Origin of the sequence: Pantoea sp. C8B4 (assembly GCF_051336905.1) — a bacterium.
GTDB lineage: Bacteria > Pseudomonadota > Gammaproteobacteria > Enterobacterales > Enterobacteriaceae > Pantoea > Pantoea rwandensis_B.
Window position 1 is genome coordinate 30,551 of record NZ_JBGMNK010000008.1, and the last position, 23,392, is coordinate 53,942.

Sequence of the window (23,392 nt, forward strand, 5' to 3'; positions counted from 1 at the left end):
CAACAGGAGACCTTTATGGCCACAGAACAGTCGAAAGCTCACCACGTGGGCGAATGGGCCACGTTGCGCCACACCTCACCTGAAATTGCTGAAGCCATTTTTGAGGTGGCGAAATATGACGAACGACTCGCGGAAGAAATCTGGCGTCAGCAAGGAAGCGACGATGTGCTGCTCCGCGCTTTTGATAAGACCGATCAGGACGTTCTGACGTGGGACGACAAAACCGTCGAGCGTAAAAACGTTTAAAACGCAGGCGGGCATGTCCCGCCTTTGCCATTTTTACTGCCAAGGAACCCTTTATGTCAGCCTACCAAAGCATCAATCCGGCCAATAATCAGCTGCTGAAATCCTGGCCTAATCACGATGACACCTTTATGCAGCAGGCACTCAGCGCGGCTGACGAACTCTACCACTCTACGTGGTGCAAAGGCGATATGCAGCCACGCCTGCAAGTGCTGCACCGACTGGCCGATTTGATTGATCAACGCGTTGATGAATTAGCGGTGATTGCGAGTCGTGAAATGGGCAAGTTAATCGGGCAGAGCCGAGGTGAAGTAAAAATTTGCGCACAGATCGCCAGATATTATGCGGAACATGCGGCTCACTTGTTACAGGCACAACCCTACCCCAGTACAGTGGGCGATGCCTGGCTTGAGTATCACCCGATAGGGGTGGTGGTGGCCGTCGAGCCCTGGAACTTCCCTTATTACCAGTTGATGCGTGTGCTGGCACCGAATCTGGCACTGGGAAATCCGGTGCTGGCGAAACATGCCAACATTGTGCCGCACTGTGCGGATGTCTTCGAAAAACTGGTTGAAGAAGCGGGTGCGCCAAAGGGTGCGTGGACTAATCTTTTTATCTCGAATCAACAGGTCGCCGATCTGATTGCCGATCCGCGCGTGCAAGGTGTCGCGCTAACGGGCTCTGAACGTGCCGGCAGCGCCGTGGCGGAACAAGCTGGTAAGCATCTGAAAAAATCCACGCTGGAGTTAGGCGGCAATGATGTATTCGTGGTGCTGGACGATGCCGATATCGACGAAGCTGTGCGCCAGGGTGCGCAGGCGCGATTGAGCAACTGTGGTCAGGTGTGTACGGCAGCTAAACGCTTTATCCTGCACGAAAAAATCGCGACTGAGTTTATGGCGAAGTTTAGTGCGGCCCTGCAATCGGCCAAACCGGGGGATCCACTGGATGAGAGCACCACGCTGGGTCCGCTTTCATCGAAAGAGGCACGCGACCGTTTAGTGAAGCAGGTTGAAGATGCGATTAAGCAGGGTGCGCATGTTGAACTGGGCGGCAAAGTGATTGAAGGCGTGGGTTGTTATTATCAGCCGACCATACTCACCGGCCTTACGCCGCAAAACCCTGCCTATTACCAGGAGTTCTTTGGACCCGTCGCACAGGTTTATGTGGTGGCTGACGATCGCACCGCCGTCGCGCTGGCCAATGATTCGCACTATGGCTTAGGCGGTTCAGTCTGGACGCGCGATATTCTGCGTGGGCGCAACATGGCATCGCAGATCGAGACAGGTATGGTGTTTATTAATTCCCAAAGCGATACCGCCGCAGAATTGCCGTTTGGTGGCGTGAAACGCTCAGGCTATGGACGCGAGTTGTCCGATCTAGGCCTGAAGGAGTTTGCGAACCAAAAACTGGTGGTCGTGGCTGGTTAACGCAAATAAAAAACCCCGTCGCGACGGGGTTTTTTCATGGTAGCAACGTTAGTTGCTGGCAGGTGCCGGTTTTGCCGCTTCGCCTTCCGGCTTGGCTGGCGTCGCATCTGACTGCGCTTTCTGCGCTGCAGCCGCATCAGCTTTCGCTTTGTCCTCCGCCGCTTTCTGCGCGGTGGCTTTCTCGGCTTTCGCTTTATCCTCTGCTGCTTTTTGCGCAGCCGCTTTATCCGCCTTCACTTTCTCTTCAGCTGCTTTAGCATCAGCCGCTTTCTGCGCCGCTGCTTTATCTGCTGCGGCTTTGTCGGCGGCCGCTTTATCAGCCGCGGCTTGATCTGCTTTGGCCTTAGCGTCGTCATTGGCAGCAGGCGCAGGTTGTGCCGCTGGCTGCGCTGCTGGAGCAGCCGGCTGCAGCGGTGTGCCCTGCAGAGCAGTATTCAACGCGGTAGCAAACTGATCCCAGCTGCAGTAACCGTTGGCATCGGCATCACAGCCTGCCAGTTGCAGCGTGACGCGCTTCGGCGGGTTTTTCAGGCTCAGCACATCGGCATTACGCAGTTGTTCTGCGGTCTGATAAACGTATTCCACTTTCAGCAGGTCTTTGTTGTTTTTAGCATCGTGCCAACGCTCAAACACCACCTGGCCACCGATAGGCGTTTTCTCATCGTTGCCCGGCAGCTCGTATGGCTTAACCTGCAATGCGCTGAGCAGTGAAGCAATATTCGAATCGTGCCCCACCATCACCGTGACTTTCGGTGCGTTCGCTTTGTCTTGATCCACTAACTGGCTGCGGATGTAATCCACCAGCGGTGCTGCCACTTCACGTGCAACATCGGGAGAAGTAAACAGCGCATCCTGATAACCATTTTTGATCGCTGCCAGAGATTTCCACTGCTCAGGGGTTTTGATCTGTCCCCAGGCCACCTGATCGGCGGGGAAACCTTCGTAATATTGCAGCGTGAAGGCATCGACCAGGGAATTACCGATTTTCAGCGGCCCGTTCACGTTAGGCTCTTTGCCATTTTCCGCGCTGAAGGTGTTATCGCCGCTGCTCAGATCACACTGTTTTTTGCCGTTACAGGCCGGTGCAGATTTATAATCAACAATCTTTTCTAACTGCTGGAAAGCCGGTTTCAGCGCCAGCTTCTCATTCGCAGCCGTCATCGCCGCCAGCGCTTTCTTATTGAATGCGTCGCTACCGTCGGTGATGACCGGATTAAAGATAGGATCCATGGTTCCCATCGCATCCTGATGCGTCACGGAAATATCACAGCCCGGGAAAGCACCGGTAATGAAGTACTGCGCGGTCGCTACCGTACGTTGCAGGCTATTGGCATAGACGAAGATGTTGCTGCTGTCCGGACAGGTGCCGCTTTCCACCAGGCCCTGCTGTGCCAGCCACTGACGGGTATAATTACCCATGTAGACTTCCAGCACGCCGCCTTTGGTGGTTAACTCGCCGCCGGGCACATCCCACTGCGGCCAATTCTTCTTAGTGGATTGTTCCAGCACGCTGCCGTTGTTGGCTAACGGTGCGCGCAGATTGTGACGGCTCAGCATCAGCACTTGCTGTAACTGCATATCTCCATCTGCCGCGTAAGCAGACATACCGATCGGGAGCGCAGCGATAACTGACAACGCGCAAAGACTCAGTTTCTTGATCATTGTGCCTATTCCATAATTCATCAGTGAAACACTCTGGCATTCAAACGATTAGCTCGCCATTGAGCGAATTACCGCACAGTGTAACCCAGCTTGCCTCGGAAAATCGCCAGATGTTTACAAAAACCGTGAATGGAATATAGCAGTAAACGCGCGTGCCGTCGGGTTACGGCAGCAGATTGAAAAGCAACGGGATGTTTTTCGGAATTCAGGAACGCAGAAAAGCAAAAAGCCCGCATTTCTGCGGGCTTCTTTAATATGGCGGAGGAACAGAGATTCGAACTCTGGGATGGTTTCCCATCGACGGTTTTCAAGACCGTTGCCTTAAGCCACTCGGCCATCCCTCCGGAAATCTTTTTGTCACTTCACTCTGCAAGAGTGATGGCGGAGGAGGAGAGATTCGAACTCTCGGATGGTTTCCCATCGACGGTTTTCAAGACCGTTGCCTTAAGCCACTCGGCCACCCCTCCGCAATGAGGCGCACTATAAACATCCCCCCGAACGATGTAAAGCGTCGATTGAATCGTTCGCCTGAAAAACAGCCAAAATCCATTTTTTCGCTGTCAAAATCACCATTCTGCTCAGTGAAACAGCAATTTATCGCGTAAAGATGGGTAAAACGACTTTGCTGTCTGGGAGCCGTTGCGTATTCTCAGGCCATATTTGGTGTTCTCTCTCTATAATGGAGCGCATGATGGATAGAATTATTAGCTCGTCACAGCAGCAATCGCTGATCAGCACCCACAAAGTGCTGCGCAATACCTACTTCTTACTGGGCCTGACGCTGGCGTTTTCCGCGGTCACCGCCACGCTCAGCACCGTGTTTGCTCTGCCCTCTCCGGGCTTAATTTTGATGCTGGTCGGTTTTTACGGTCTGATGTTCCTGACCTATCGTCTGGCAAATAGCCCGGCAGGGATTCTGGCGGCCTTCGCCTTTACCGGCTTCCTCGGCTACTGCCTCGGTCCCATTCTGAGCTCTTTCCTCGCTGCGGGCATGGGCGATGTGATTGCCATGGCGCTGGGCGGCACGGCGCTGGTGTTCTTCTGCTGCTCGGCCTACGTCCTGACCACACGTCGTGACATGTCCTTCCTCGGCGGCATGATGATGGCTGGCTTCGTGGTGCTGCTGGTTGCGGTTGTGGCGAATATCTTCCTGCAACTACCAGCGCTGCATCTGGCGATCAGTGCGCTGTTTATCCTGTTCTCTGCGGGTGCGATTCTGTGGGAAACCAGTAACATCATTCATGGTGGCGAAACCAACTACATCCGCGCCACCGTGAGCTTGTATGTCTCGCTGTACAATATCTTTGTCAGTCTGCTGAGCCTGTTAGGTTTCGCCAGCAAAGATTAAGTCATTGCAGTTAACACGACTAACCCCGCTTCGGCGGGGTTTTTGCTTTTTTACCGCAGGCGAACTTACAATACGCGCCTTAATGCTGTGAGGAATAACTGTGATTTTTGCCGGTAAAGAGATCGCCACCGATGCGGAAGGCTACTTAAAAAATAGTGCGGACTGGAGCGAAGCACTCGCTGCGGTGATTGCGGAGAATGAAGCCATTGTGATGAGTGAGGCTCACTGGGAAGTGGTGCACTTTGTGCGCGCCTTCTATCAGGAGTTCAATACTTCCCCTGCGGTGCGCATGCTGGTGAAAGCCATGGCGCAGAAATATGGCGAGGAAAAAGGCAATAGCCGTTACCTGTTCCGACTGTTCCCGGAAGGTCCGGCAAAACAAGCCACTAAAATTGCCGGTTTGCCAAAACCTGCCAAGTGTTTGTAATTAGCCAGTCGTAAATCGCGTGGGCATCGGCGTGGGTTGATGAGGTTCCACCAGCACTTTATCAACCCGAGCGCTGGTCGGCCCACCTGCTTTTAACCAGGCGATTAACGCATCCACCTTTTGTTCATCGCCAGCGGCCAGTACTTCAACACTGCCGTCACGCAGATTATGCGCATAGCCAGTAACGCCTAATTTATTGGCCTGTGACTGCGTGTAATATCGAAAGCCCACGCCTTGCACAATACCGTGCACCCAAATTTTATAGCAAGTGTTCGCCATGGCGATCTCCCCATTGTGCGTTGCAATTTGCCGCCATCCACCGGAAAATGGCGCCTCATTTTTTCAGGTAAGCATAGCAAACATGACTGTTCGATTGATTCTCGCTAAGGGACGTGAAAAATCCCTGCTCCGCCGCCATCCGTGGGTGTTCTCAGGTGCCGTTGCCCGTATGGAAGGCAAAGCCCAGTCTGGTGAAACCATTGATGTCTGCGACAGCAATGGTAAATGGCTGGCCCGTGCCGCTTATTCCCCGCAGTCACAAATTCGCGCGCGCGTCTGGAGCTGGCAGCAGGATGAGTCAATCGATATCGCCTTTTTTGTGCGTGCTTTCGAAAAAGCGCAGCAGTGGCGCGAATGGCTTGCGCAGCGCGATGGCCTTGATAGCTATCGCCTGATTGCCGGTGAATCGGACGGCATGCCTGGCGTGACCATTGACCGTTTCGGCAACTTTATGGTGCTGCAACTGCTCTCTGCCGGGGCTGAATATCAACGTCCGGCGATTCTCTCTGCTTTGCAGCAATGCTTCCCAACTTGCGCTATTTACGATCGTTCTGATGTTGCCGTGCGCAAAAAAGAGGGACTGGAACTGACGCAAGGTCCGGTGACCGGCGAGCTGCCTCCGCCGCTATTGCCGATTACCGAACACGGTATGAAATTGCTGGTCGATATTCAGGGTGGCCATAAAACCGGTTACTACCTTGATCAACGTGACAGCCGTTTTGCCACGCGTCGCTACGCTGAGAACGCTCGTGTGCTGAACTGTTTCTCCTACACCGGTGGGTTTGCCGTGTCAGCTTTGATGGGCGGCTGCCGTGAAGTGATCAGCGTGGATACGTCACAGGATGCGCTGGATGTAGCGAAACAGAACGTGGAGCTGAATGGCCTCGATCTATCGCGTGCACAGTTCGTTCGTGATGATGTGTTCAAACTGCTGCGTCGCTATCGTGACAGCGGCGAAAAGTTTGACGTCATTGTGATGGATCCGCCGAAGTTTGTTGAGAACAAGAACCAGCTGATGGGCGCCTGCCGCGGATATAAAGATATCAATATGCTGGCGATGCAGTTGCTCAATCCTAACGGCATTCTGCTGACATTCTCATGCTCAGGACTGATGGCCACCGATCTGTTCCAGAAAATTATCGCCGATGCCGCAGTCGATGCGGGTCGTGATGTACAATTTGTTGAGCAGTTCCGTCAGGCAGCCGATCATCCCGTGATCGCGAGCTACCCTGAAGGGCTTTATCTGAAAGGATTTGCCTGCCGCGTGCTGTGACTTGAAAATCTGCACCCTGCCTCCATATTAGAGACAGGGCACAGTTTTGGGAGGCACAATGATTACCAGTAAATTTGGAATTGGACAGCAGGTCCGTCACCGTCTCTCCGGGGTGCTCGGCGTTATCGTGGATGTCGACCCGGAGTTTTCACTCGATGAACCCGAACAGGATGATGTGGCCGCCAGTGAAACCCTGCGTGCCGCACCCTGGTATCACGTGGTGATGGAAGATGAAGAAGGCGAACAGGTACACACCTATGTCGCCGAAATTCAATTAGCAGGTGAAACGTCGTATGAGCATCCTGAGCAACCTTCGATGGATGAACTCGCCGCTTCTATCCGGCAGCAGTTGCAGGCACCCAGCCTGCGCCATTAATGCTAACGGCGACCTTGGTCGCCGTTGCTGTTTTACTGTGCCAGAGGCGCTATGCCCAGGCGCGGAATTTCAATTTTAGGGCAACGATCCATCACCACCGTCATGCCGGCATCTCGTGCTAACACAGCCGCCTGCTCATTGATCACGCCCAATTGCAGCCACAGCGTATCGGCACCAATGGCAATCGCTTCCTGTGCCACACCCCACGCGGCCTCAGCATTGCGAAACACATCTACCATATCCACTTTACCCGGAATTTCTGCCAGCGTGGCGTAAGCGGTCTGCCCCAGCAATTGCTGTCCAGCCAGTTTTGGACTCACCGGAATAACCTCATAACCCTGATCAAGCAAAAACTTCATCACACCATAGCTTGGGCGATCGGCGCGATCGCTCGCCCCGACCAATGCAATGCGTTTGGTTCGGCTCAACACATCACGAATCGTTTGATCATTCATTTTTTTCTCCTTGTTCGTTCGCCTGAGTGTAGTTGCCATTGCGTGACACAGTGCAAGCCCCTCGGATAAAAACTTTGCGCCTCAGCACGAATAAATATGTGTAAATGTAAATTTACTGCCATAATGTAATAATTTGCTACACATCACCCTTAATCCCCATCCTCCGGGAGTTGAAATGAAGCTGTCTTTGGCTGTTACGAGTTTACTCGTGTTACTCGTATCGGCATCCTGCCATGCCATCACCCTGAAACTCGATCCTGAAATCGATTTGCTGGTGCTCGATGGTCGCAAAATCTCAGGCTCGTTGCTGAAAGGCGCGGACAGCCTGGAGCTGGAGCGTGGGCAGCATCAATTCCTGTTTCGCGTTGAAAAACCTTGTGCGGATGCCACGCATTTTCAGTCGGTGCCGATGATCGTCACGTTCAATGCCAGCGCCACCTCAGTCGCGATTCGTTTACCCGCTCTGGCCAACCGCCGGGAACGCAGCACGTTCGATAAGGCGCTCAATTTCCAGTTAGTTGATGAACGAGGCAATGAAATCACCAGCGTGCGCGATCGCTTACCACAGGGTAGTGATAGCGATCTGGAAAAGGCCATGTTGAATTATAACCGTACTGCCCAGGCGGCATCGGTTCCTCGCTTTGCGCTGCAATCGGTGAGTGCGTCGGATGCCCAGATGAGTCTCGATTTTGCCTGGCAGGATGTGGGTGAGTTACCTTATCTGCAACAGTGGTTTCAGCGTTTTGATGCTGCTACACGCCTGAGATTTATCAGTTGGATGAAAACCTTACGCGCAAGTTGATAGTGTTGAAATGTCAGGGGTAAACTCATGCCTTAAAATTAATGCATGAGAAGAAACAGGAAGCCCTATGGAGCAGACCGTTCGTACCCTTAACGTTCAGAAACACATTGCCCTCGTTGCCCACGATCACTGCAAAGCAACGCTACTGGAGTGGGTCAAAGCCAACCAGAGCGCGCTGCAACCGCATGTGCTCTATGCCACCGGCACCACCGGTAATCTGATTAATCGCCACACCGGTTTAGACGTCAACGCCATGCTAAGCGGCCCGATGGGCGGCGATCAGCAAGTGGGGGCTTTAATCTCTGAAGGGAAAATCGATGTGTTGTTCTTCTTTTGGGATCCGTTAAATGCGGTGCCGCACGATCCCGATGTCAAAGCCCTGCTACGTCTGGCCACCGTGTGGAATATCCCGGTGGCGACCAATCGCGCCACCGCAGATTTCATTATTCAGGCACCGATGTTCGCCCAGCAGTTTGAGATCCAAATCCCCGATTATCAGCGCTATCTTGCCGACCGCCTGAAAGCGTAATGTTCAGGCCTTCCGACTTTGCGGCACGCCCAATTCGCGGAAGTGTTCGACAAAAACGGAAGGCCGATCTTTATCAAACAACATCCACACCTGCTGACGTGCACGGGTAATGGCCACATAGGCCAACCGCCGCTCTTCAGCATCCGGGAAATCTTCCGGCTGGGGTAATAATCCCGCTTCCATAATCGATTCACGTGCCTCGGCGGGGAAGCCATCGCGCCCCTCATGCAGCCCCAGCATAATAACAAAATCTGCCTGCTGCCCTTTGCTGGCATGGATGGTCATGAAATCGATCTGCAATTTCGGCCAGCGTGTTTTGGCTTTATCGAGGATGCCCGGACGCAAATGGTGATAGCGCGCCAGCATCAGCACGCGCTCTTCCGGTTTCGCATAGCCACTTAATTTATCCAGCAGCGGTTCCAGTTGCTCCTGCGGCAGCAGCGTGACTGACTTCTTATTCCCCTTGCTCAGACTGTTGAGCGGCTTGCGCAGCTGATGGGGATTCTGCTGCACAAAGCGGTTGGCAATCTCACCGATGCGATCATTGAAACGATAGGTGGTGTCCAGCACACAGCGATCGCCATCTCCAAAGTAGTGGTGGAAAGCCGTGGTCAGACTCATCTCGGCACCGCTGAAACGATATATTGCTTGCCAGTCATCGCCCACCGCGAACAAACTGGTGCGCTTATTCTGCTGACGTAACGCAGTCAATAAAGCGGCGCGCTGTGGCGAGATATCCTGAAACTCATCCACGAGAATATGCTTCCACGGACTGATAAAGCGCCCTTTTTCGAGAATGGCAATCGCCTGATGGATCAGCCCGGAGAAATCGACTGCCCCCTCTTCTTTCAACGCACCCTTCCAGGCTTTTAATAGCGGGGCCATCAGTTTCACGCGTTTACTGAAATTATCGCGATACTCTTCTGGCACATCGGCAATCATGGCGGCCTGCGCACCGCCGTGCATACGCATCAGCCCCAGCCAGCGCTCCATGCGTGAGGCCAGCCGTTGCGCCAACTTGTCATCCTGCCAGAATGGGCCTTCAGCGACCTCCCACGCCAGTTCCTCCTGTAACCATTGGCGCCAACCGCTCGCCTGCGCTTTTTTGCTATTACACTGTTCGCGCCAGGTGTCGATCAGCAGTTGCCGCCGCGCCTTGCTGTCACTTTCAAGCTTGCTGATCACCGGCTGCTTATTGCTGCCTTCGCGGATGATGTGCAATGCCAGCGCGTGAAACGTTCGCGCCTGAATCGCACTCTCACCTAAGCGCTGCTGAATACGCTCGTTCATCTCTTCGGCCGCCTGGCGACCAAACGCCAGCAACAGAATCTGCTCCGGCTGTGCCAGCTTGCGTTTCAACAACCAGCCGGCGCGTGCCACCAGCACCGAGGTTTTACCACTTCCCGCACCGGCCAGCACCAGCAAGGCGTCTTCACCGTTGACCACCGCTTCGCACTGGGAAGCGTTGAGCGGTGTGGTTTCGACAGTGGAGAAAAATTCGTGGTAGTCCTTGATGACCTTCGACGTCCATTCACGATTGCGCTGGCGAATGGCGGTTTCACCTTGCTCTAACCACTGCTGGCAAAACTGCCAGCGCGCACGGCAATTATCGAACTCATTCATGCGTGAGAGTGGCAACGGTAAGGCGGAAAATTGGCGTTGAATGCTCTCTTTTACCGTAGCCAGTTCGCTGCGCTTTAACCAGCGATCCTGTTGCGTGAAGGTGATGATCTCCTGTTCCAGAGCCATCAAGACTTGTGCACTGACTTCGCTCATCTCCTGGCTCCACTGCTGCCAGGCATGCTGCAAGTAGTGGAAGAAACGCTGCGTCTCCTGCCATTCCGTGCCATGCAGGCGTACAACCTTATCTTCTGGCAAGTGAAATTCCAGCTCTCCCCAAACCATGCCGCGTTTACAGGCAATGCTGATTAACTGATTGAACGGGATAAGATATTCGTGACGATCGCCACTGACTTCCACGCCAGCGGCCAGCAGACGCACCCGATTATAGGGATGCTGAGCCAGACGTTTGCCCATTGATGTTGCTTTCAGTTCCATGTCCGCACCGTCTTGTGGAATTCAATTATCGCGCAGTTTACCTGTCAGACCCTTGGCGCTCCAGCCTTAAAACACGTTAAACTGGGCGACACATATTGCGGATTGCAAAAGGAAAATCGTGTTATGCGCACCGTATTGAATATTCTTAACTTCGTTTTGGGTGGCGTGTTCACCACGCTAAGCTGGCTGTTTGCCACGCTTGTCAGCATTGTGCTTATCTTTACCCTGCCTTTAACGCGATCCTGCTGGGAAATAACTAAACTTTCACTTCTGCCCTTTGGTAATGAAGCGGTGCATGTCGATGTGCTGCGCCCTGACAGTAAAAGCCATGTGCTGAATGCGGGCGGAACCTTCCTCAACATTTTCTGGCTGGTGTTTTTCGGCTGGTGGCTGTGTCTGATGCATATTTCAGCTGGCATCATCCAATGCCTGACCATCATCGGTATCCCCGTCGGTATCGCTAACTTCAAAATTGCCGCTATCGCGCTCTGGCCCGTAGGCCGCCGTGTGGTCTCGGTGGAAGAGGCTCAGGCCGCGCGTGAAGCGAATGCGCGTCGTCGATACTAAGGCGGACGATTGATGCTTCTGAACGCGATGCCGGGATGGCGACGCTATTTGTTCAATAGCAGCCTGCGTTATTTATTGCGCATCTTCTTCGCGCTGGCAGGGTGCGCTGCCGTTCCCTGGTGGCTGCAGCAAATAGAGTGGACCATTCCTTTGACGCTCGGCGTGGTGGCGGCTGCGCTGGCCGATCTGGATGATCGATGGACTGGCCGCCTGCGCAATCTGATGATTACGCTGGTCTGTTTCTGCATCGCTTCGGTATCGGTTGAGTTGCTGTTTCCCTATCCGTGGGCCTTTGCCATCGGGTTGGCGCTCTCGAGCTGGGGCTTCATTTTGCTTGGCGCTCTGGGGCAGCGCTATGCCACTATCGCATTTGGTGCGCTGCTCATTGCGGTTTATACCATGTTGGGTATTGGCTTATTCCCTCAATGGTGGATGCAGCCCGCCCTGCTATTGATTGGTGCGCTATGGTACAATCTGCTGACATTTATCGGTCATTTGATTTTCCCGGTACGGCCGGTGCAGGAGCAACTGGCGGCCAGCTTTTCTCAGTTAGCGAGTTATCTGGAGGCCAAGGCTAATTTGTTCGATCCAGATGCAGGTGAACAGGATGATGCCAGTACCATTGCCACGGCGATGGTGAACAGCCAGTTGGTGGCGCAACTCAATCAGACGAAAACCACCATTCAGAGTCGCTTGCGCGGCGACCGCGGATCGCGCAGCACACGTCGCAGTTTGCACTACTATTTCGTCGCGCAGGATATTCACGAACGCGCCAGCTCATCCCATCTGCAATATCACCTGCTGCGCGATGACTGGCGCTATAACGAAGTGCTGTTCCGCTTTCAGCGCCTGTTGAATATGCAAGCTCAAGCCTGTCGCAAGCTGGCTGAGAGCATCCTGCTACGCCAGCCATGGCATCACGACAGCAGTTTTGAGCGCACCTTCTCCCGGCTTGAAACAGCTTTGGAACGATTGCAACAGAATGATCCGCAGGATCCTCACATCCGCGCGCTATTTTGGCTGCTGCGTAATTTGCGTGCGATTGATGCGCAACTGGCCTCGATTGAATCTGAACAAGCGCTGGCCGAACCACCTGCCTCAGCAGATAACCATCTTTCGCGTGAGGGGCTGAGCGGATGGGCGGATATCCGGTTACGGCTAAGCCGTCATCTGAGTCCAGGTTCAGCATTATTCCGCCATGCTGTACGCATGTCCCTCGTGCTTTGCGTTGGCTACGCTTTTATTCAGATTACCGGTCTTCATCGCGGCTACTGGATTTTGCTCACCAGTCTGTTTGTCTGCCAGCCTAACTACAATGCCACACGCCGCCGGCTCGCCTTACGTATTGGTGGAACACTAGCGGGTATCGCTATTGGCTTACCGGTACTGTGGTTAGTGCCCTCTATTGAAGGGCAACTGATTCTCATCGTGCTAAGTGGCGTACTGTTTTTTGCCTTTCGTCAGATTCAGTATGCGCAAGCCACACTGTTCATCACCTTGCTGGTACTGCTCTGCTTTAACCTGCTGGGCGAAGGCTTTGAGGTGGCGTTGCCACGCATTGTTGACACACTGTTAGGTTGCGGACTGGCCTGGCTGGCAGTGGCATTTGTCTGGCCCGATTGGCGTTTTCGTAAAATTAGCGCCGTGGCGGACCGCACGCTGAATGCCAATTGTCGTTATCTCGATGCCATCCTGGAGCAATATCATCAGGGCAAAGATAATCGTCTGGCTTATCGTGTGGCGCGCCGTGATGCTCACAATGCCGATGCGGAATTAGCATCGGTGGTCTCGAACATGAGTAGCGAAGTTAAACTTCAGCAGCCGCAGCGTGAAAACGCGTTCCGGTTACTGTGCCTGAATCACTCTTTCCTGAGCTACATCTCAGCGCTGGGCGCACATCGCGAACGGCTTTCTGATCCCGCATTGCTCAAAATTTTAGACGATGCAGTGTGTTTTGTTGAAGATGTGCTGCAGATTGAACGCGTTGACGACAAGCAGGCATTAGCCATGCAGCAGCAGGTGATGCAGCAATTAAGTGATATCAAAAACAGTTCGGACGCGCAGGCGCCGCTGGTGATGCAGCAGTTGGGTTTACTGATTGCCCTGCTGCCAGAAATTGCCCGCCTGCGCCGCACATTATCCAGTCATTAAGTTAACGTTGCTCCACCGCGTTTTTGGGTGGAGCGTTTTGACATACCACGCGTAGAGCTCATCTCTGATCGCTGCAGGCAATGCTGCCTGGTGATGTCCGGAAATCGCCCCTTCCAATGCCATTAACGTTTTCAGCCCGATATGTTTGTTAACGGCACGCAGTTTGAGCCAGCTCTGGCGCGATCCCATTTCATGCAGCACTTTCACTGAACTGATGCCAACTTTATGCAGCATCATCTCCATGCGCAGGCTAAGGTTAGGCAGGTCCTTCAGCCGTAAGGTCACTGTCCGGTTTGCCAACTCATGCTGTGCTGCGTGCAGCGAACTGGCCGACAACCGCAATAGTTGCTCAGGATCCTGCCAAAGCTTTGCATCCACTTTGAAGTAATTTAGCTGCACCGGTATGCCGCGTTTGCGATAGACCAGCGGTTCAAGAGCACGTTGGGTGTGGTAAGTCTGCAATGCCTCACTGGCACGCAGGTAAAGCGCGTCTTCATTGATATACGCAAAAATGACCTTTTCTACTGTCAGCGCATAGCCACCAAATTGCGTTCGGGATTCGATCTTTCCCAGCGGCGCCAGCTGTGTTTTGGATTGTTTAACGAGTGGATTGTTGGTTTTCATTACAGCTCCTTTCCGTGAATTCTCATTCGAGAAAATTCCTTAAAATCCTGGGTTTTCATCTGGTTAGAAGATAGAAAAAACCCATTAGCTGTTCAATGAATAAAAGCATTTGCTGTGTGCGTTGTGCACAATTTGCGAGGTGTTTTCAGAAATTGAGGTTGATCTTTATCCAGGAAGACATTACTGTACATCCATACAGTTCATTACTGAGTGATATAAAATATGCGTACTCAATTCTCTGGCCTTGCTGATCGTTCTCAACGTTTTGCTTCTTCAAGCCTGACGCAGCCTTCTCTGGGTGGAATTACTGAACTACGTTACAGCGAACAACCTGGCATGATGCAGTTACTGCTGTTGCCGGTGTTAAAGCAACTCAGCGAACAGTCCCGCTGGCAGCTGTGGTTAACACCCGCGCATAAGCTGAATCGCAGCTGGATGCAGCAGTCAGGATTACCGCTTGAGAAAAGTATGCATATCACCGAATCTGAACGACTCACGACAGTGGAAAGTATGGTGAAGGCTCTGCGCACGGGAAATTATAGTGTGGTTTTGGCCTGGATTCCGTACGAATTGAATGATGAAGAACGGTTTGAACTCGAAATGGCAGCGGCAGAAGGTGAAGCACTGGGTTTGATTATGCGTCCGCAAGGTCACGATCGCGTCTTGTCCAGACAACCAAATACGCCAAAAATTCCGTCGGATTTGTTTCATTAAGTAAAACCAGGAATTTTCTCACGCTTTTTTTTCTTAAGGATGCTGCTAAGCCACTGATTCTTTTCCCGCCAGCTTTGACAATGGTTTAGCCGCATTTTCTCAATTCGCTGGCGAAGATTTTGCCATGTGATTTGTTAAAATGTGTGTATAAATCCCTGTTTTTTTGCTGGCTGGCCTCACATCATACTTGTAACTTTCCAATCTCGTTGTAGACTTTATCTCGCCAGGGTGCTCAATAACCTCCGTTTTTTCGGTAGAGTCAAAAGCGAGCGTTTAGACCCGGCGAAGGATTAACACAAAGAGCAACCTTTTTGCTCATTGCCTATTTGGATGATAACGAGGCGCAAAAATGAAAAAGACAGCTATCGCAATTGCAGTGGCACTGGCTGGCTTCGCTACCGTAGCGCAGGCCGCTCCTAAAGATAACACCTGGTACACCGGTGCTAAACTGGGCTGGTCTCAGTATCACGATACTGGTTACTACGGTAACGACTACGAGAACAACAACGGTCCAACTCACGAATCTCAGCTGGGTGCTGGTGCATTCATGGGCTACCAGGCTAACCCGTACTTGGGCTTCGAGCTGGGCTATGACTGGCTGGGCCGCATGCCTAACAAAGGCAGCGTGACCAACGGCGCATTCAAAGCACAAGGCGTTCAGCTGGCTGCTAAACTGAGCTACCCAATCACTGACGACTTCGACGTGTACACCCGTCTGGGCGGCATGGTATGGCGTGCAGACTCTACTCAGACCAACCCAACTGTTGGTCGCATCAGCAACCACGACACCGGCGTTTCTCCGCTGGCTGCTGTTGGTGTTGAATATGCACTGACCAAAAACTGGGCGACTCGCCTGGACTACCAGTGGGTTAACAACATCGGTGACGCAGGTACCGTTGGTGCGCGTCCAGACAACAGCATGCTGAGCGTCGGCGTTTCTTACCGTTTCGGTCAGGATGAAGAAGCAGCACCAGTTGTTGCTCCAGCACCTGCTCCAGCGCCAGTTGTTGAAACCAAGCGTTTCACTCTGAAGTCTGACGTACTGTTCAACTTCAACAAAGCGACTCTGAAACCAGAAGGCCAGCAGGCTCTGGATCAGCTGTACAGCCAGCTGAGCTCAATGGATCCTAAAGACGGTTCTGTTGTAGTACTGGGCTTCACTGACCGTATCGGTTCAGAGCAGTACAACCAGAAACTGTCTGAGAAACGCGCTCAGTCTGTAGTTGATTACCTGGTTTCTAAAGGTATCCCTTCTAACAAGATCTCTGCACGCGGTATGGGCAAATCTAACCCAGTAACTGGCAACACCTGTGACAGCGTGAAAGGCCGTAATGCCCTGATCGACTGCCTGGCGCCAGACCGTCGCGTTGAAATCGACGTGAAAGGTATCAAAGACGTTGTAACTCAGCCACAGGCTTAAGTTATCACGCAATAAAAAACCCCGCTCTGGCGGGGTTTTTTTTATCTCTTTTCAACTGACTCACAACACCATCATCCTGCACACATCAGCGCTATTCGTTCTCTGATCCGCCTTTACCCAGAATCGCCTGCAGATCCTGCTTAAGCGTTGACATCTGGCTGGCATACTTCTCTTTACGCTCGGCATCTTCAATCAACTGCACAATGGTTTCTGATAGCGTATTGCTGCGACGCTGCGCCAATCCTGCCAAACGCTGCCACACCAGATATTCAAGATCGATCGACTTCTTACGCGTATGCTGATGTTCCGCATTAAAGTGCCGCTTACGGCGCGCACGAATAGTCTGCTTCAGACGGTTCTCGAGATCTGGGTGAATGTGCTGAGCTATCCATTCCGCAACCTCTACTGGACTATTTTCCATCGCCAGTAAGGCATCCACCGCAGCCTGCGCGGCGCTAAGCTCAAGATGACGGGTGATCAATTCACCCTCCCGATGCTTTTTCACCAGGTATTTCCACTTCCATCCACTTTCAAGATTTTCGAGTTGCTGGTATTTCATCGGAATCTCATCGTGATCACGTAACAAACTAAGAATAACAGCTTTTTTCCCGGATGCAGCAAGGAAAAACATGTAGTGGTCATCACATTTCGGGCTGGAACTCCGCAGTGCTTAACAAGGTTGATTCCTGTATAATCGCGCTTTTCCTAAATCTGACTAATGCGAATATTTTGACCAGCACTCAAATTACGTGGCAAGCCCTGCAGCCGGATAGCATCCGCTACCAATCCATTTTCTCAAACGTCTCACTGGAAGATAGCGATAGTCTTGCCGCGGTTCAGCCGCGTCTGCTGAATGCGCTGGCGCATTTGCATCATCAAACCTTAGGTTTTCCTCTGTTGCTATTACGCAGCCAGGAAAACAGCGATTATCTCGCGTGCATCGCCGAAGCTGCGCAGCGCTTCCAGCCTGAAGAGATCGCGCTGTATGGCGGTGACTATCATGTCATGGGCGACACGGTCAGCCTGATGCCGCCCAGCGATGCTAACCGGCCCTTCACCAGTCAGGGCGGTGTTCACTTTGCCGACTGGATTGAAGCAGAACAGCTGTTTGGTTGTGTGCGTCAGTACAAAGATCGTATCCAGCCCGAGCCAGGATTGATTCATCAAGCCAATGGCGGCACTTTAATCCTCTCCGTGAATACGCTACTGGCTCAACCACTGCTATGGCTGCGTCTGCGTAAGTGCATCGAGCAAGGCCGCTTTGACTGGTATTCGCAGGACGAACGCCAACCGTTGCCAGTGGCCATCCCTTCCCTGCCGCTGCAACTGCGCCTGGTACTTTGTGGCGATCGTGATGCGTTAGCCAGCTTCCAGGAATTGGATGCAGAAGTGCATGAAATGGCACTGTACAGCGAGTTCGAAGAGAACCTGCAGATCACCGATGAAGAGGACATGACCTTCTGGTGCCAGTGGACGCTCACGCAAGCTGAACAAGCCGGTCTGGACCAGCCTGCAGCCGACTTCTGGCCGCTCTTGATCAATGAGGCGGTTCGCTTCACGGGTGATCAAGAAACCCTGCCGCTCTGCCCGCGCTGGTTACGCCGTCAGCTGCAGGAAACCGCGCTGCACGGTGACGTCATCAATGCTGAAGCATTAAAAGAAGCACTGGAAGCGCGCGAATGGCGTGAAAGCTACCTGGCTGACCGCATGCGTGACGAAATTCTGCTCAATCAGATTATGATTGAAACTGAAGGTGAAGTGGTGGGACAGATTAACGGTCTGTCGGTAGTGGAGTTTCCTGGTCATCCGCGTCCGTGGGGCGAGCCGTCACGTATCACCTGTGTTGTTCATCCAGGTGATGGTGAATTCACTGACGTTGAGCGTAAAGCCGAGCTGGGCGGTAATATTCATGCGAAAGGCATGATGATTATGCAAGCTTATCTGATAGCTGAACTTGAACTCGAGCAACAGCTGCCCTTCTCAGCCTCGTTAGTGTTTGAACAGTCCTATTCCGAAGTGGATGGCGATAGCGCCTCACTGGCCGAACTCTGCGCGCTGATTAGCGCATTGGCCAACCAGCCACTGAGCCAGCATATTGCGGTGACCGGTTCCGTGGACCAATTTGGTAATGTGCAGCCTGTTGGCGGCCTGAATGAAAAAATCGAAGGCTTCTTCAACATTTGCCAGTCACGCGAGCTGACAGGTAAACAAGGCGTTATTCTGCCAGCCAGCAATGTGCGCCATTTGAGCCTCAGCGAAGCTGTGGTCGATGCGGTGAAGCAAGAGCAATTCCACATCTGGGCAATCGAAAGCGTGGATGAAGCGTTACCCTTATTAACCGGTATCGCATGGCAAAGTGAGAGCGGCGAGTCACTGCTCAATACCATTCAGGAACGTATTGCACAGCTGAACCAGCAGGAAATTCGTCATCGTCCGTGGCCATTCCGCTGGCTCAACTGGTTCAACCACAGCTGATTGATTTGCCCAGCGTACAACTGTTCGCTAATATTCGGGCTTCACTAAAAGAAGGCATATTGAGAACATGGTAGATAAACGCGAATCCTATAGCAAAGAAGACCTGGTTGCCTCAGGTCGCGGTGAACTGTTTGGCGAAAATGGACCGCCGCTTCCCTCTGATAACATGTTGATGATGGACCGCGTGGTCATTATGACCGAAGACGGCGGTAAATTTGACAAAGGTTTTGTGGAAGCCGAACTGGATATCCGCCCTGACCTGTGGTTCTTCGATTGCCACTTTAAAGGCGATCCGGTCATGCCTGGCTGCCTCGGCCTTGACGCCATGTGGCAGTTGGTTGGTTTCTACCTCGGCTGGTTAGGCGCTGAAGGTAAAGGCCGCGCACTGGGCGTGGGCGAAGTGAAATTCACCGGTCAGGTACTGCCAACCGCGAAGAAAGTCACTTATAAAATTCACTTCAAGCGCGTGATCAACCGCAAGCTGGTGATGGGCGTGGCTGATGGTGAAGTCTTCGTTGACGGTAACCTGATTTACACCGCGACAGATTTGAAAGTGGGTCTGTTTAAAGACACCTCTGCTTTCTAATTCCCCAAACGAAAACCTCCGCATTCAGCGGAGGTTTCTTCCTTCATTTATGGACATCCGACAGTGCTAGGCCACCGCCGACCTGTCCTCCATGGCTTGACGCCAACCTCCCAACCAGTAAGACCGCGCATCGATCATTTGATAGGGGCATATCTCTTTTGAGCGGCCTGTAATACCCGCTTGATAGCCTCGTGAATGTGCACGTTCCAGGCGGTCTCTTTTCTGTCTCTTCATGCCTCGATTCCCTCATTTCAGGTCTGGTGGATTCTGGGTGGAAAGAAAGAGTGGCGATATAATGTTCAACCACAGTAATGTTCTAACCCCAAGCAGAAGAAAGATCAATGCGCAAAATTCACGCCAATGTCATCATTTTGACGTTAAAACGACATCTATAATTGTCAATTCCGTGTATATCTGGCTGATAAGACGATAAAAAAAGCCCCTGATTTGATGTCCGTCACACAACGGCAAATCAGGGACTTAGCATAAGCATCGAACAAATCTTAATTTAGCGAAATGACACTTTTTGCGATTTGTTGTGCCGTTTGCTGCCAGCCGATAGCCAGAGTCCGCACCAGCGCATCATAGCCATCTTCGTTTTGCGGCAGAGTCAGATTAAAGCCATGTTTGATTAAGCGCCCTTGATGTTGCAAGAGCCATTCTCCGCTCACCACAACCTGGCCATCATAGCGACCCTGGAAACCGGTCACATTCACCGTCAAAGTATCATGGCTTTCACCCAGCGGAGCACTGGCAACAATTCGGCCCGGTAGCGCTTTGCTGAGGTTGCTGATCAATGTCTGTTGTAGTTGTTGATCCAGCGGACTGGCCCACAAGTTATTGGCAGCAATCACATACTTTACATCGCTGGTTTGATACACCAAACCGTTCCCTGCCATATAATCCGGCACCGACACCTGCTCGACCCAAATCATTGGCTGGTTGCCGCTGGATGCGCTGTCTACACGCGCGACGTTGCTGCCCGCAGGCAGTTGATAATAGGTGTTTTCGATGGTGCTGCTACAACCTGCCAGGAGCAGCATCGCACCAATAATCAGCCCTTTTTTCACTGTTTCGCCCTCTTTGGCTGGGGATCCTGGCCCGGTTTGGCTTCAAACACCAATGCATTGCTCTTGGTATTGAGCGTTTTCAGCACCGGCTGCAATTCGCGCAGCACCTGGTCGAGTCGCTGCATGTCTCCCACCAGTTTGTTATAAGCCGGTGAACCCGGCTGCAAGCCTTTCATGCTGCGATTCAACTCGCGCAACGTCTGCTGCATATCTTCTGGCAGCGTTTTCATCGCCGGGCTGGCAGTGATGTGATTGAGGTTATCCAGAGTTTTCTGCAGTTGCTGCATCGTACGCTGGCTCTCTTTCAGGGTGCCTGTCGCTTCGGTAATCATCGGATTTAATGGCAGACCGTTGATCTTATCCAGCGCTGCCGTCAGCTTCTGCTGGATCTGACTCAATCCACCACTGACCGTTGGAATCACCTCCAGGCCCGCAATCTCATTTGGACCTTTATACGCCGGTGCGTTGTCATAGAAGTCCAGATCGATGTACAGCGCACCCGACAACAGGTTACCGGTTTTCAGCGTGGCGCGCAGACCTCGCTTCTTGCCATCCTGCAGATGCTGCTCAAGGTTGAAATCTCCGCCCAGACGGCTGATAAAGCGATCCGGTTCGATGCGAATTAATATCGGAACACGATAATCGTTATTCAACGCCTGATTGACACCTGGAATGGTGTAAGGCACTTGCGAGACGGTCCCCAGACGAATGCCGCGGAACTCAACCGGTGCGCCGACCTGCAAGCCACGAATCGAATCGGTAAAGAACAGCAGGAAATCGGTGTGGGTGGTATACAACGAATCCTGGATGCTGCGCTGATCGTCAAACAGATGGTATTCCGCTTTATTCTCGGCGATCTGCCCCAATTCCGCGCCATCTGGCACATCAAAACTTACGCCACCGCTAAACAGCGTAGTCAGTGAACCCATTTCCACCCGCATGCCGGAGGCAGACATGTCGACGGCGATGCCGCTGTCTTTCCAGAAACGGACGTTGGTAGTGATCAGACGATCGTAAGGGGCGGCGATGAACAGTTGATAGGTCATCATGCGTTTATCGGTATCAAAGGTGCTGGATTCAACCGTACCCACGCGATAGCCACGGAACAGCACCGGATCGCCCGCATTTAGCTGTCCGGCCTTTTTACTGTCGAGTGTGATGCGAATGCCTTTGGCATCCGGCGGTGCCAGAGGTGGCGCATCCAGCAGTTGATAGTGCTCAGGTTGATCGCCCTTCGTGCCTGGCTGCAATTCAATATAGGCACCCGAAAGTAATGTGCCGAGACCGGTAATCCCTTCGCGCCCGATTTGCGGTTTCACCACCCAGAATACGCTGTCGGCATGCAACAGTTTTTCCATACCAGAATTGAGGCGTGCTTTGATCTCCACATGGTGCAGATCGTCAGTTAATACCGCACTTTCCACCACACCAACATTGACACTGCGGCTCTTAATGGTGGTTTTTCCGGCCTCAATACCTTCAGCGCTTTCGGTGATCAATGTCACCTCCGGGCCCTGATGGCTGAAATGATAAAATAAAATCCAGCCACCAATGAATAGCGTGACGATGGGTACAATCCAGACCGGTGACCAGCGTTTAATCTGGTCGACCTTAGCAGTCCCGTGATGGTTGTCCGTCAAGACGCGGCTCCTTTCGTTCAGTTTCCCGTAATCGATCCCAAATCAGGCGCGGATCAAACGTCATCGCTGCAAACATGGTAAGAATCACCACCATGGCAAACAGTAGCGCGCCTGGCGCAGGGTAAACACTCATCAGCTGCCCCATCCGCACCAGCGCGGATAACACAGCGATGACAAAGACATCAATCATTGACCAACGGCCAACAAATTCCACCACCTCATACACCACGTGCATTTTCTCATCATCACGCTGACCACGACCGCTGGCATGCCAGCATAGCCAGGCAATTGCCAGCATCTTGAGTGAAGGCACCATGATGCTGGCGATAAAGATCACCAGCGCCACTGGCCAGGATCCATCGCTCCACAGCAGAATCACCCCGGCCATGATGTTCGAGGGATACTGCGAGCCGAGCGTCTCGGTAACCATAATCGGCATAATGTTTGAGGGAATGTACAGCATCACCGAGGTGATCAAGAGTGCCAGCGTCCATTGCAAGCTGTGCTTACGTCGCGGTGCAGCGACCACGCCACAGCGGGGACACTCAGCCTGCCCGACAGATAAGATAGCGGTACAGCAAGGACAACTGCGCAGTCCCTGCTTCAACCCACTGATTCCGGCTTGCGGCACCCTCGGCAATGCCGGGAGTGGATCAATGCTCTGCCACACCCAGCGCCGATCTACACACTGAAATGCGCGCAGCTGTAATACACAGAATAGACACCACGGCCAGAAGCTGCTGCCAAGGCCAATTTCGCCGTAGGCCATCAGTTTCACAAAGCTCACCAGCACGCCCGCCATAAAGATTTCGGCCATGCCCCAACTGCGTAGCTGGAATAAAATACGCGCCAGCCCAAGACGCAAGCTGTGCGGCATACGCACGCGATTCACCAACAGAAGAATGGTGATCATGCAAAACGCGGGAATTCCCTGCACGAACAGCAGGAACAGTGTCGCCAGGCTGCGGTAATCTTCTCGGTCCATCACCGAGGGAATATCGAGCAGCGAGATTTGGCTGCTCAGCCCGGCCACATGCATATTGATGAAGGGAAACAGATTCGCCAACACCAGCATAAACAGTGCCGCGAAAGCGTACCCGGTGGGACGTTTTCGCGGCTCATGCCAGTTAGCCGTCAGCGTGGTATGACAACGTGGACAGCGCGCGCGACTGCCCACCGGCACGGCAGGCAGTTTTACGGTTAAATCACACTGTGGACAGAGAATCCACTGATGCGCCTGATCCGTTGCACACATACTGACGT

General features: G+C 52.8%; 24 protein-coding genes and 2 tRNA genes. 14 read left to right on the forward strand and 12 right to left on the reverse strand.

The annotated features are described in order from the left end of the window. The first annotated feature begins 15 nt into the window (after positions 1–15). Together ACCW76_RS11725 and ACCW76_RS11730 are read left to right on the forward strand one after the other, a co-directional pair. On the forward strand, positions 16–246 hold the full coding sequence (locus ACCW76_RS11725; RefSeq protein WP_436338607.1) for a YccJ family protein: 231 nt from the start codon (positions 16–18) through the stop codon (positions 244–246). Between the two features lie 53 nt (positions 247–299). Next, on the forward strand, positions 300–1,673 hold the full coding sequence (locus ACCW76_RS11730) for an NAD-dependent succinate-semialdehyde dehydrogenase (protein WP_436338608.1): 1,374 nt from the start codon (positions 300–302) through the stop codon (positions 1,671–1,673). Positions 1,674–1,721: 48 nt separating this feature from the next. Here ACCW76_RS11730 and agp read toward each other — a convergent pair whose 3' ends face one another. The 3 genes from agp to ACCW76_RS11745 all read right to left on the reverse strand — a co-directional run bounded on the left by agp (position 1,722) and on the right by ACCW76_RS11745 (position 3,802). Beyond that, positions 1,722–3,335 carry a bifunctional glucose-1-phosphatase/inositol phosphatase gene (gene agp, locus ACCW76_RS11735; RefSeq protein ID WP_436338609.1) on the reverse strand — a complete coding sequence of 538 codons (1,614 nt, stop codon included), beginning with the start codon at positions 3,333–3,335 and terminating at the stop codon, positions 1,722–1,724. A 256-nt stretch (positions 3,336–3,591) separates the two neighbouring features. Continuing rightward, a tRNA-Ser gene (locus tag ACCW76_RS11740) sits at positions 3,592–3,679 on the reverse strand. Positions 3,680–3,714: 35 nt separating this feature from the next. Further along, positions 3,715–3,802 (reverse strand) — tRNA-Ser (locus ACCW76_RS11745). A 224-nt stretch (positions 3,803–4,026) separates the two neighbouring features. Here ACCW76_RS11745 and yccA point away from each other — a divergent pair. Together yccA and tusE are read left to right on the forward strand one after the other, a co-directional pair. Further along, complete coding sequence (gene yccA, locus ACCW76_RS11750; RefSeq protein WP_034820380.1) at positions 4,027–4,683, forward strand: FtsH protease modulator YccA; 657 nt, start codon at positions 4,027–4,029, stop codon at positions 4,681–4,683. A 100-nt stretch (positions 4,684–4,783) separates the two neighbouring features. Further along, positions 4,784–5,110 (forward strand): sulfurtransferase TusE, encoded by a 327-nt coding sequence (tusE, locus tag ACCW76_RS11755; RefSeq protein ID WP_038647738.1) that lies wholly within the window; start codon positions 4,784–4,786, stop codon positions 5,108–5,110. Here tusE and yccX read toward each other — a convergent pair whose 3' ends face one another. After that, complete coding sequence (gene yccX / locus ACCW76_RS11760; RefSeq protein ID WP_038647740.1) at positions 5,111–5,389, reverse strand: acylphosphatase; 279 nt, start codon at positions 5,387–5,389, stop codon at positions 5,111–5,113. 82 nt (positions 5,390–5,471) lie between these two features. On the opposite strand from yccX, the gene rlmI reads away from it, so the two are divergent. Both rlmI and hspQ read left to right on the forward strand, forming a co-directional pair. Beyond that, positions 5,472–6,662 (forward strand): 23S rRNA (cytosine(1962)-C(5))-methyltransferase RlmI, encoded by a 1,191-nt coding sequence (gene rlmI, locus ACCW76_RS11765; protein ID WP_038647742.1) that lies wholly within the window; start codon positions 5,472–5,474, stop codon positions 6,660–6,662. A 58-nt stretch (positions 6,663–6,720) separates the two neighbouring features. After that, positions 6,721–7,038 carry a heat shock protein HspQ gene (gene hspQ / locus ACCW76_RS11770; RefSeq protein WP_034820407.1) on the forward strand — a complete coding sequence of 106 codons (318 nt, stop codon included), beginning with the start codon at positions 6,721–6,723 and terminating at the stop codon, positions 7,036–7,038. A 32-nt stretch (positions 7,039–7,070) separates the two neighbouring features. Here the strand turns inward: hspQ and ACCW76_RS11775 are convergent, their stop codons facing one another. Then, positions 7,071–7,493: a CoA-binding protein gene (locus ACCW76_RS11775; protein ID WP_045816240.1), complete on the reverse strand. Its 423-nt coding sequence runs from the start codon at positions 7,491–7,493 to the stop codon at positions 7,071–7,073. Positions 7,494–7,668: 175 nt separating this feature from the next. Between ACCW76_RS11775 and ACCW76_RS11780 the strand changes: the two genes are divergently transcribed. Both ACCW76_RS11780 and ACCW76_RS11785 read left to right on the forward strand, forming a co-directional pair. Then, on the forward strand, positions 7,669–8,295 hold the full coding sequence (locus ACCW76_RS11780) for a YccT family protein (RefSeq protein ID WP_436338610.1): 627 nt from the start codon (positions 7,669–7,671) through the stop codon (positions 8,293–8,295). A 67-nt stretch (positions 8,296–8,362) separates the two neighbouring features. Continuing rightward, on the forward strand, positions 8,363–8,824 hold the full coding sequence (locus ACCW76_RS11785) for a methylglyoxal synthase (protein WP_034820416.1): 462 nt from the start codon (positions 8,363–8,365) through the stop codon (positions 8,822–8,824). A gap of 3 nt (positions 8,825–8,827) precedes the next feature. Here ACCW76_RS11785 and helD read toward each other — a convergent pair whose 3' ends face one another. Next, positions 8,828–10,882, reverse strand: a complete 2,055-nt coding sequence (gene helD, locus ACCW76_RS11790) for a DNA helicase IV (RefSeq protein ID WP_436338611.1) — start codon at positions 10,880–10,882, stop codon at positions 8,828–8,830. A 123-nt stretch (positions 10,883–11,005) separates the two neighbouring features. On the opposite strand from helD, the gene ACCW76_RS11795 reads away from it, so the two are divergent. Together ACCW76_RS11795 and yccS are read left to right on the forward strand one after the other, a co-directional pair. Then, positions 11,006–11,449: a YccF domain-containing protein gene (locus ACCW76_RS11795; RefSeq protein ID WP_034820431.1), complete on the forward strand. Its 444-nt coding sequence runs from the start codon at positions 11,006–11,008 to the stop codon at positions 11,447–11,449. 12 nt (positions 11,450–11,461) lie between these two features. Beyond that, on the forward strand, positions 11,462–13,600 hold the full coding sequence (yccS, locus tag ACCW76_RS11800) for a YccS family putative transporter (RefSeq protein ID WP_436338684.1): 2,139 nt from the start codon (positions 11,462–11,464) through the stop codon (positions 13,598–13,600). Here yccS and ACCW76_RS11805 read toward each other — a convergent pair. Continuing rightward, complete coding sequence (locus ACCW76_RS11805) at positions 13,586–14,224, reverse strand: TfoX/Sxy family DNA transformation protein (protein ID WP_436338612.1); 639 nt, start codon at positions 14,222–14,224, stop codon at positions 13,586–13,588. The genes yccS and ACCW76_RS11805 overlap by 15 nt on opposite strands. A 222-nt stretch (positions 14,225–14,446) precedes the next feature. On the opposite strand from ACCW76_RS11805, the gene sulA reads away from it, so the two are divergent. Beyond that, a complete protein-coding gene (gene sulA, locus ACCW76_RS11810; protein ID WP_436338613.1) occupies positions 14,447–14,938 on the forward strand; it encodes an SOS-induced cell division inhibitor SulA in 492 nt (163 codons plus the stop codon). A 349-nt stretch (positions 14,939–15,287) separates the two neighbouring features. Next, on the forward strand, positions 15,288–16,358 hold the full coding sequence (ompA, locus tag ACCW76_RS11815) for a porin OmpA (RefSeq protein WP_283228504.1): 1,071 nt from the start codon (positions 15,288–15,290) through the stop codon (positions 16,356–16,358). Between the two features lie 91 nt (positions 16,359–16,449). Here the strand turns inward: ompA and matP are convergent, their stop codons facing one another. Further along, positions 16,450–16,917 carry a macrodomain Ter protein MatP gene (gene matP, locus ACCW76_RS11820; RefSeq protein ID WP_141399037.1) on the reverse strand — a complete coding sequence of 156 codons (468 nt, stop codon included), beginning with the start codon at positions 16,915–16,917 and terminating at the stop codon, positions 16,450–16,452. 53 nt (positions 16,918–16,970) lie between these two features. On the opposite strand from matP, the gene ACCW76_RS11825 reads away from it, so the two are divergent. Next, on the forward strand, positions 16,971–18,833 hold the full coding sequence (locus ACCW76_RS11825) for an AAA family ATPase (RefSeq protein WP_045831668.1): 1,863 nt from the start codon (positions 16,971–16,973) through the stop codon (positions 18,831–18,833). A 67-nt stretch (positions 18,834–18,900) separates the two neighbouring features. Next, a complete protein-coding gene (gene fabA / locus ACCW76_RS11830) occupies positions 18,901–19,419 on the forward strand; it encodes a bifunctional 3-hydroxydecanoyl-ACP dehydratase/trans-2-decenoyl-ACP isomerase (RefSeq protein WP_436338614.1) in 519 nt (172 codons plus the stop codon). Between the two features lie 66 nt (positions 19,420–19,485). On the opposite strand, the gene rmf is transcribed toward fabA, so the two are convergent. From rmf to pqiA, 4 genes are all read right to left on the reverse strand, one after another. Beyond that, entirely contained in the window at positions 19,486–19,653 is a 168-nt protein-coding gene (gene rmf / locus ACCW76_RS11835; RefSeq protein WP_007887362.1) for a ribosome modulation factor, read from the reverse strand. A 269-nt stretch (positions 19,654–19,922) separates the two neighbouring features. Beyond that, entirely contained in the window at positions 19,923–20,489 is a 567-nt protein-coding gene (gene pqiC / locus ACCW76_RS11840; RefSeq protein WP_034820450.1) for a membrane integrity-associated transporter subunit PqiC, read from the reverse strand. Next, positions 20,486–22,129, reverse strand: coding sequence for an intermembrane transport protein PqiB (gene pqiB, locus ACCW76_RS11845; protein ID WP_436338615.1), 1,644 nt, complete (start codon positions 22,127–22,129; stop codon positions 20,486–20,488). The genes pqiC and pqiB overlap by 4 nt, the downstream gene beginning before the upstream one ends. After that, positions 22,101–23,384, reverse strand: coding sequence for a membrane integrity-associated transporter subunit PqiA (pqiA, locus tag ACCW76_RS11850; RefSeq protein WP_436338616.1), 1,284 nt, complete (start codon positions 23,382–23,384; stop codon positions 22,101–22,103). The genes pqiB and pqiA overlap by 29 nt, the downstream gene beginning before the upstream one ends. Between the last annotated feature and the right edge of the window lie 8 nt (positions 23,385–23,392).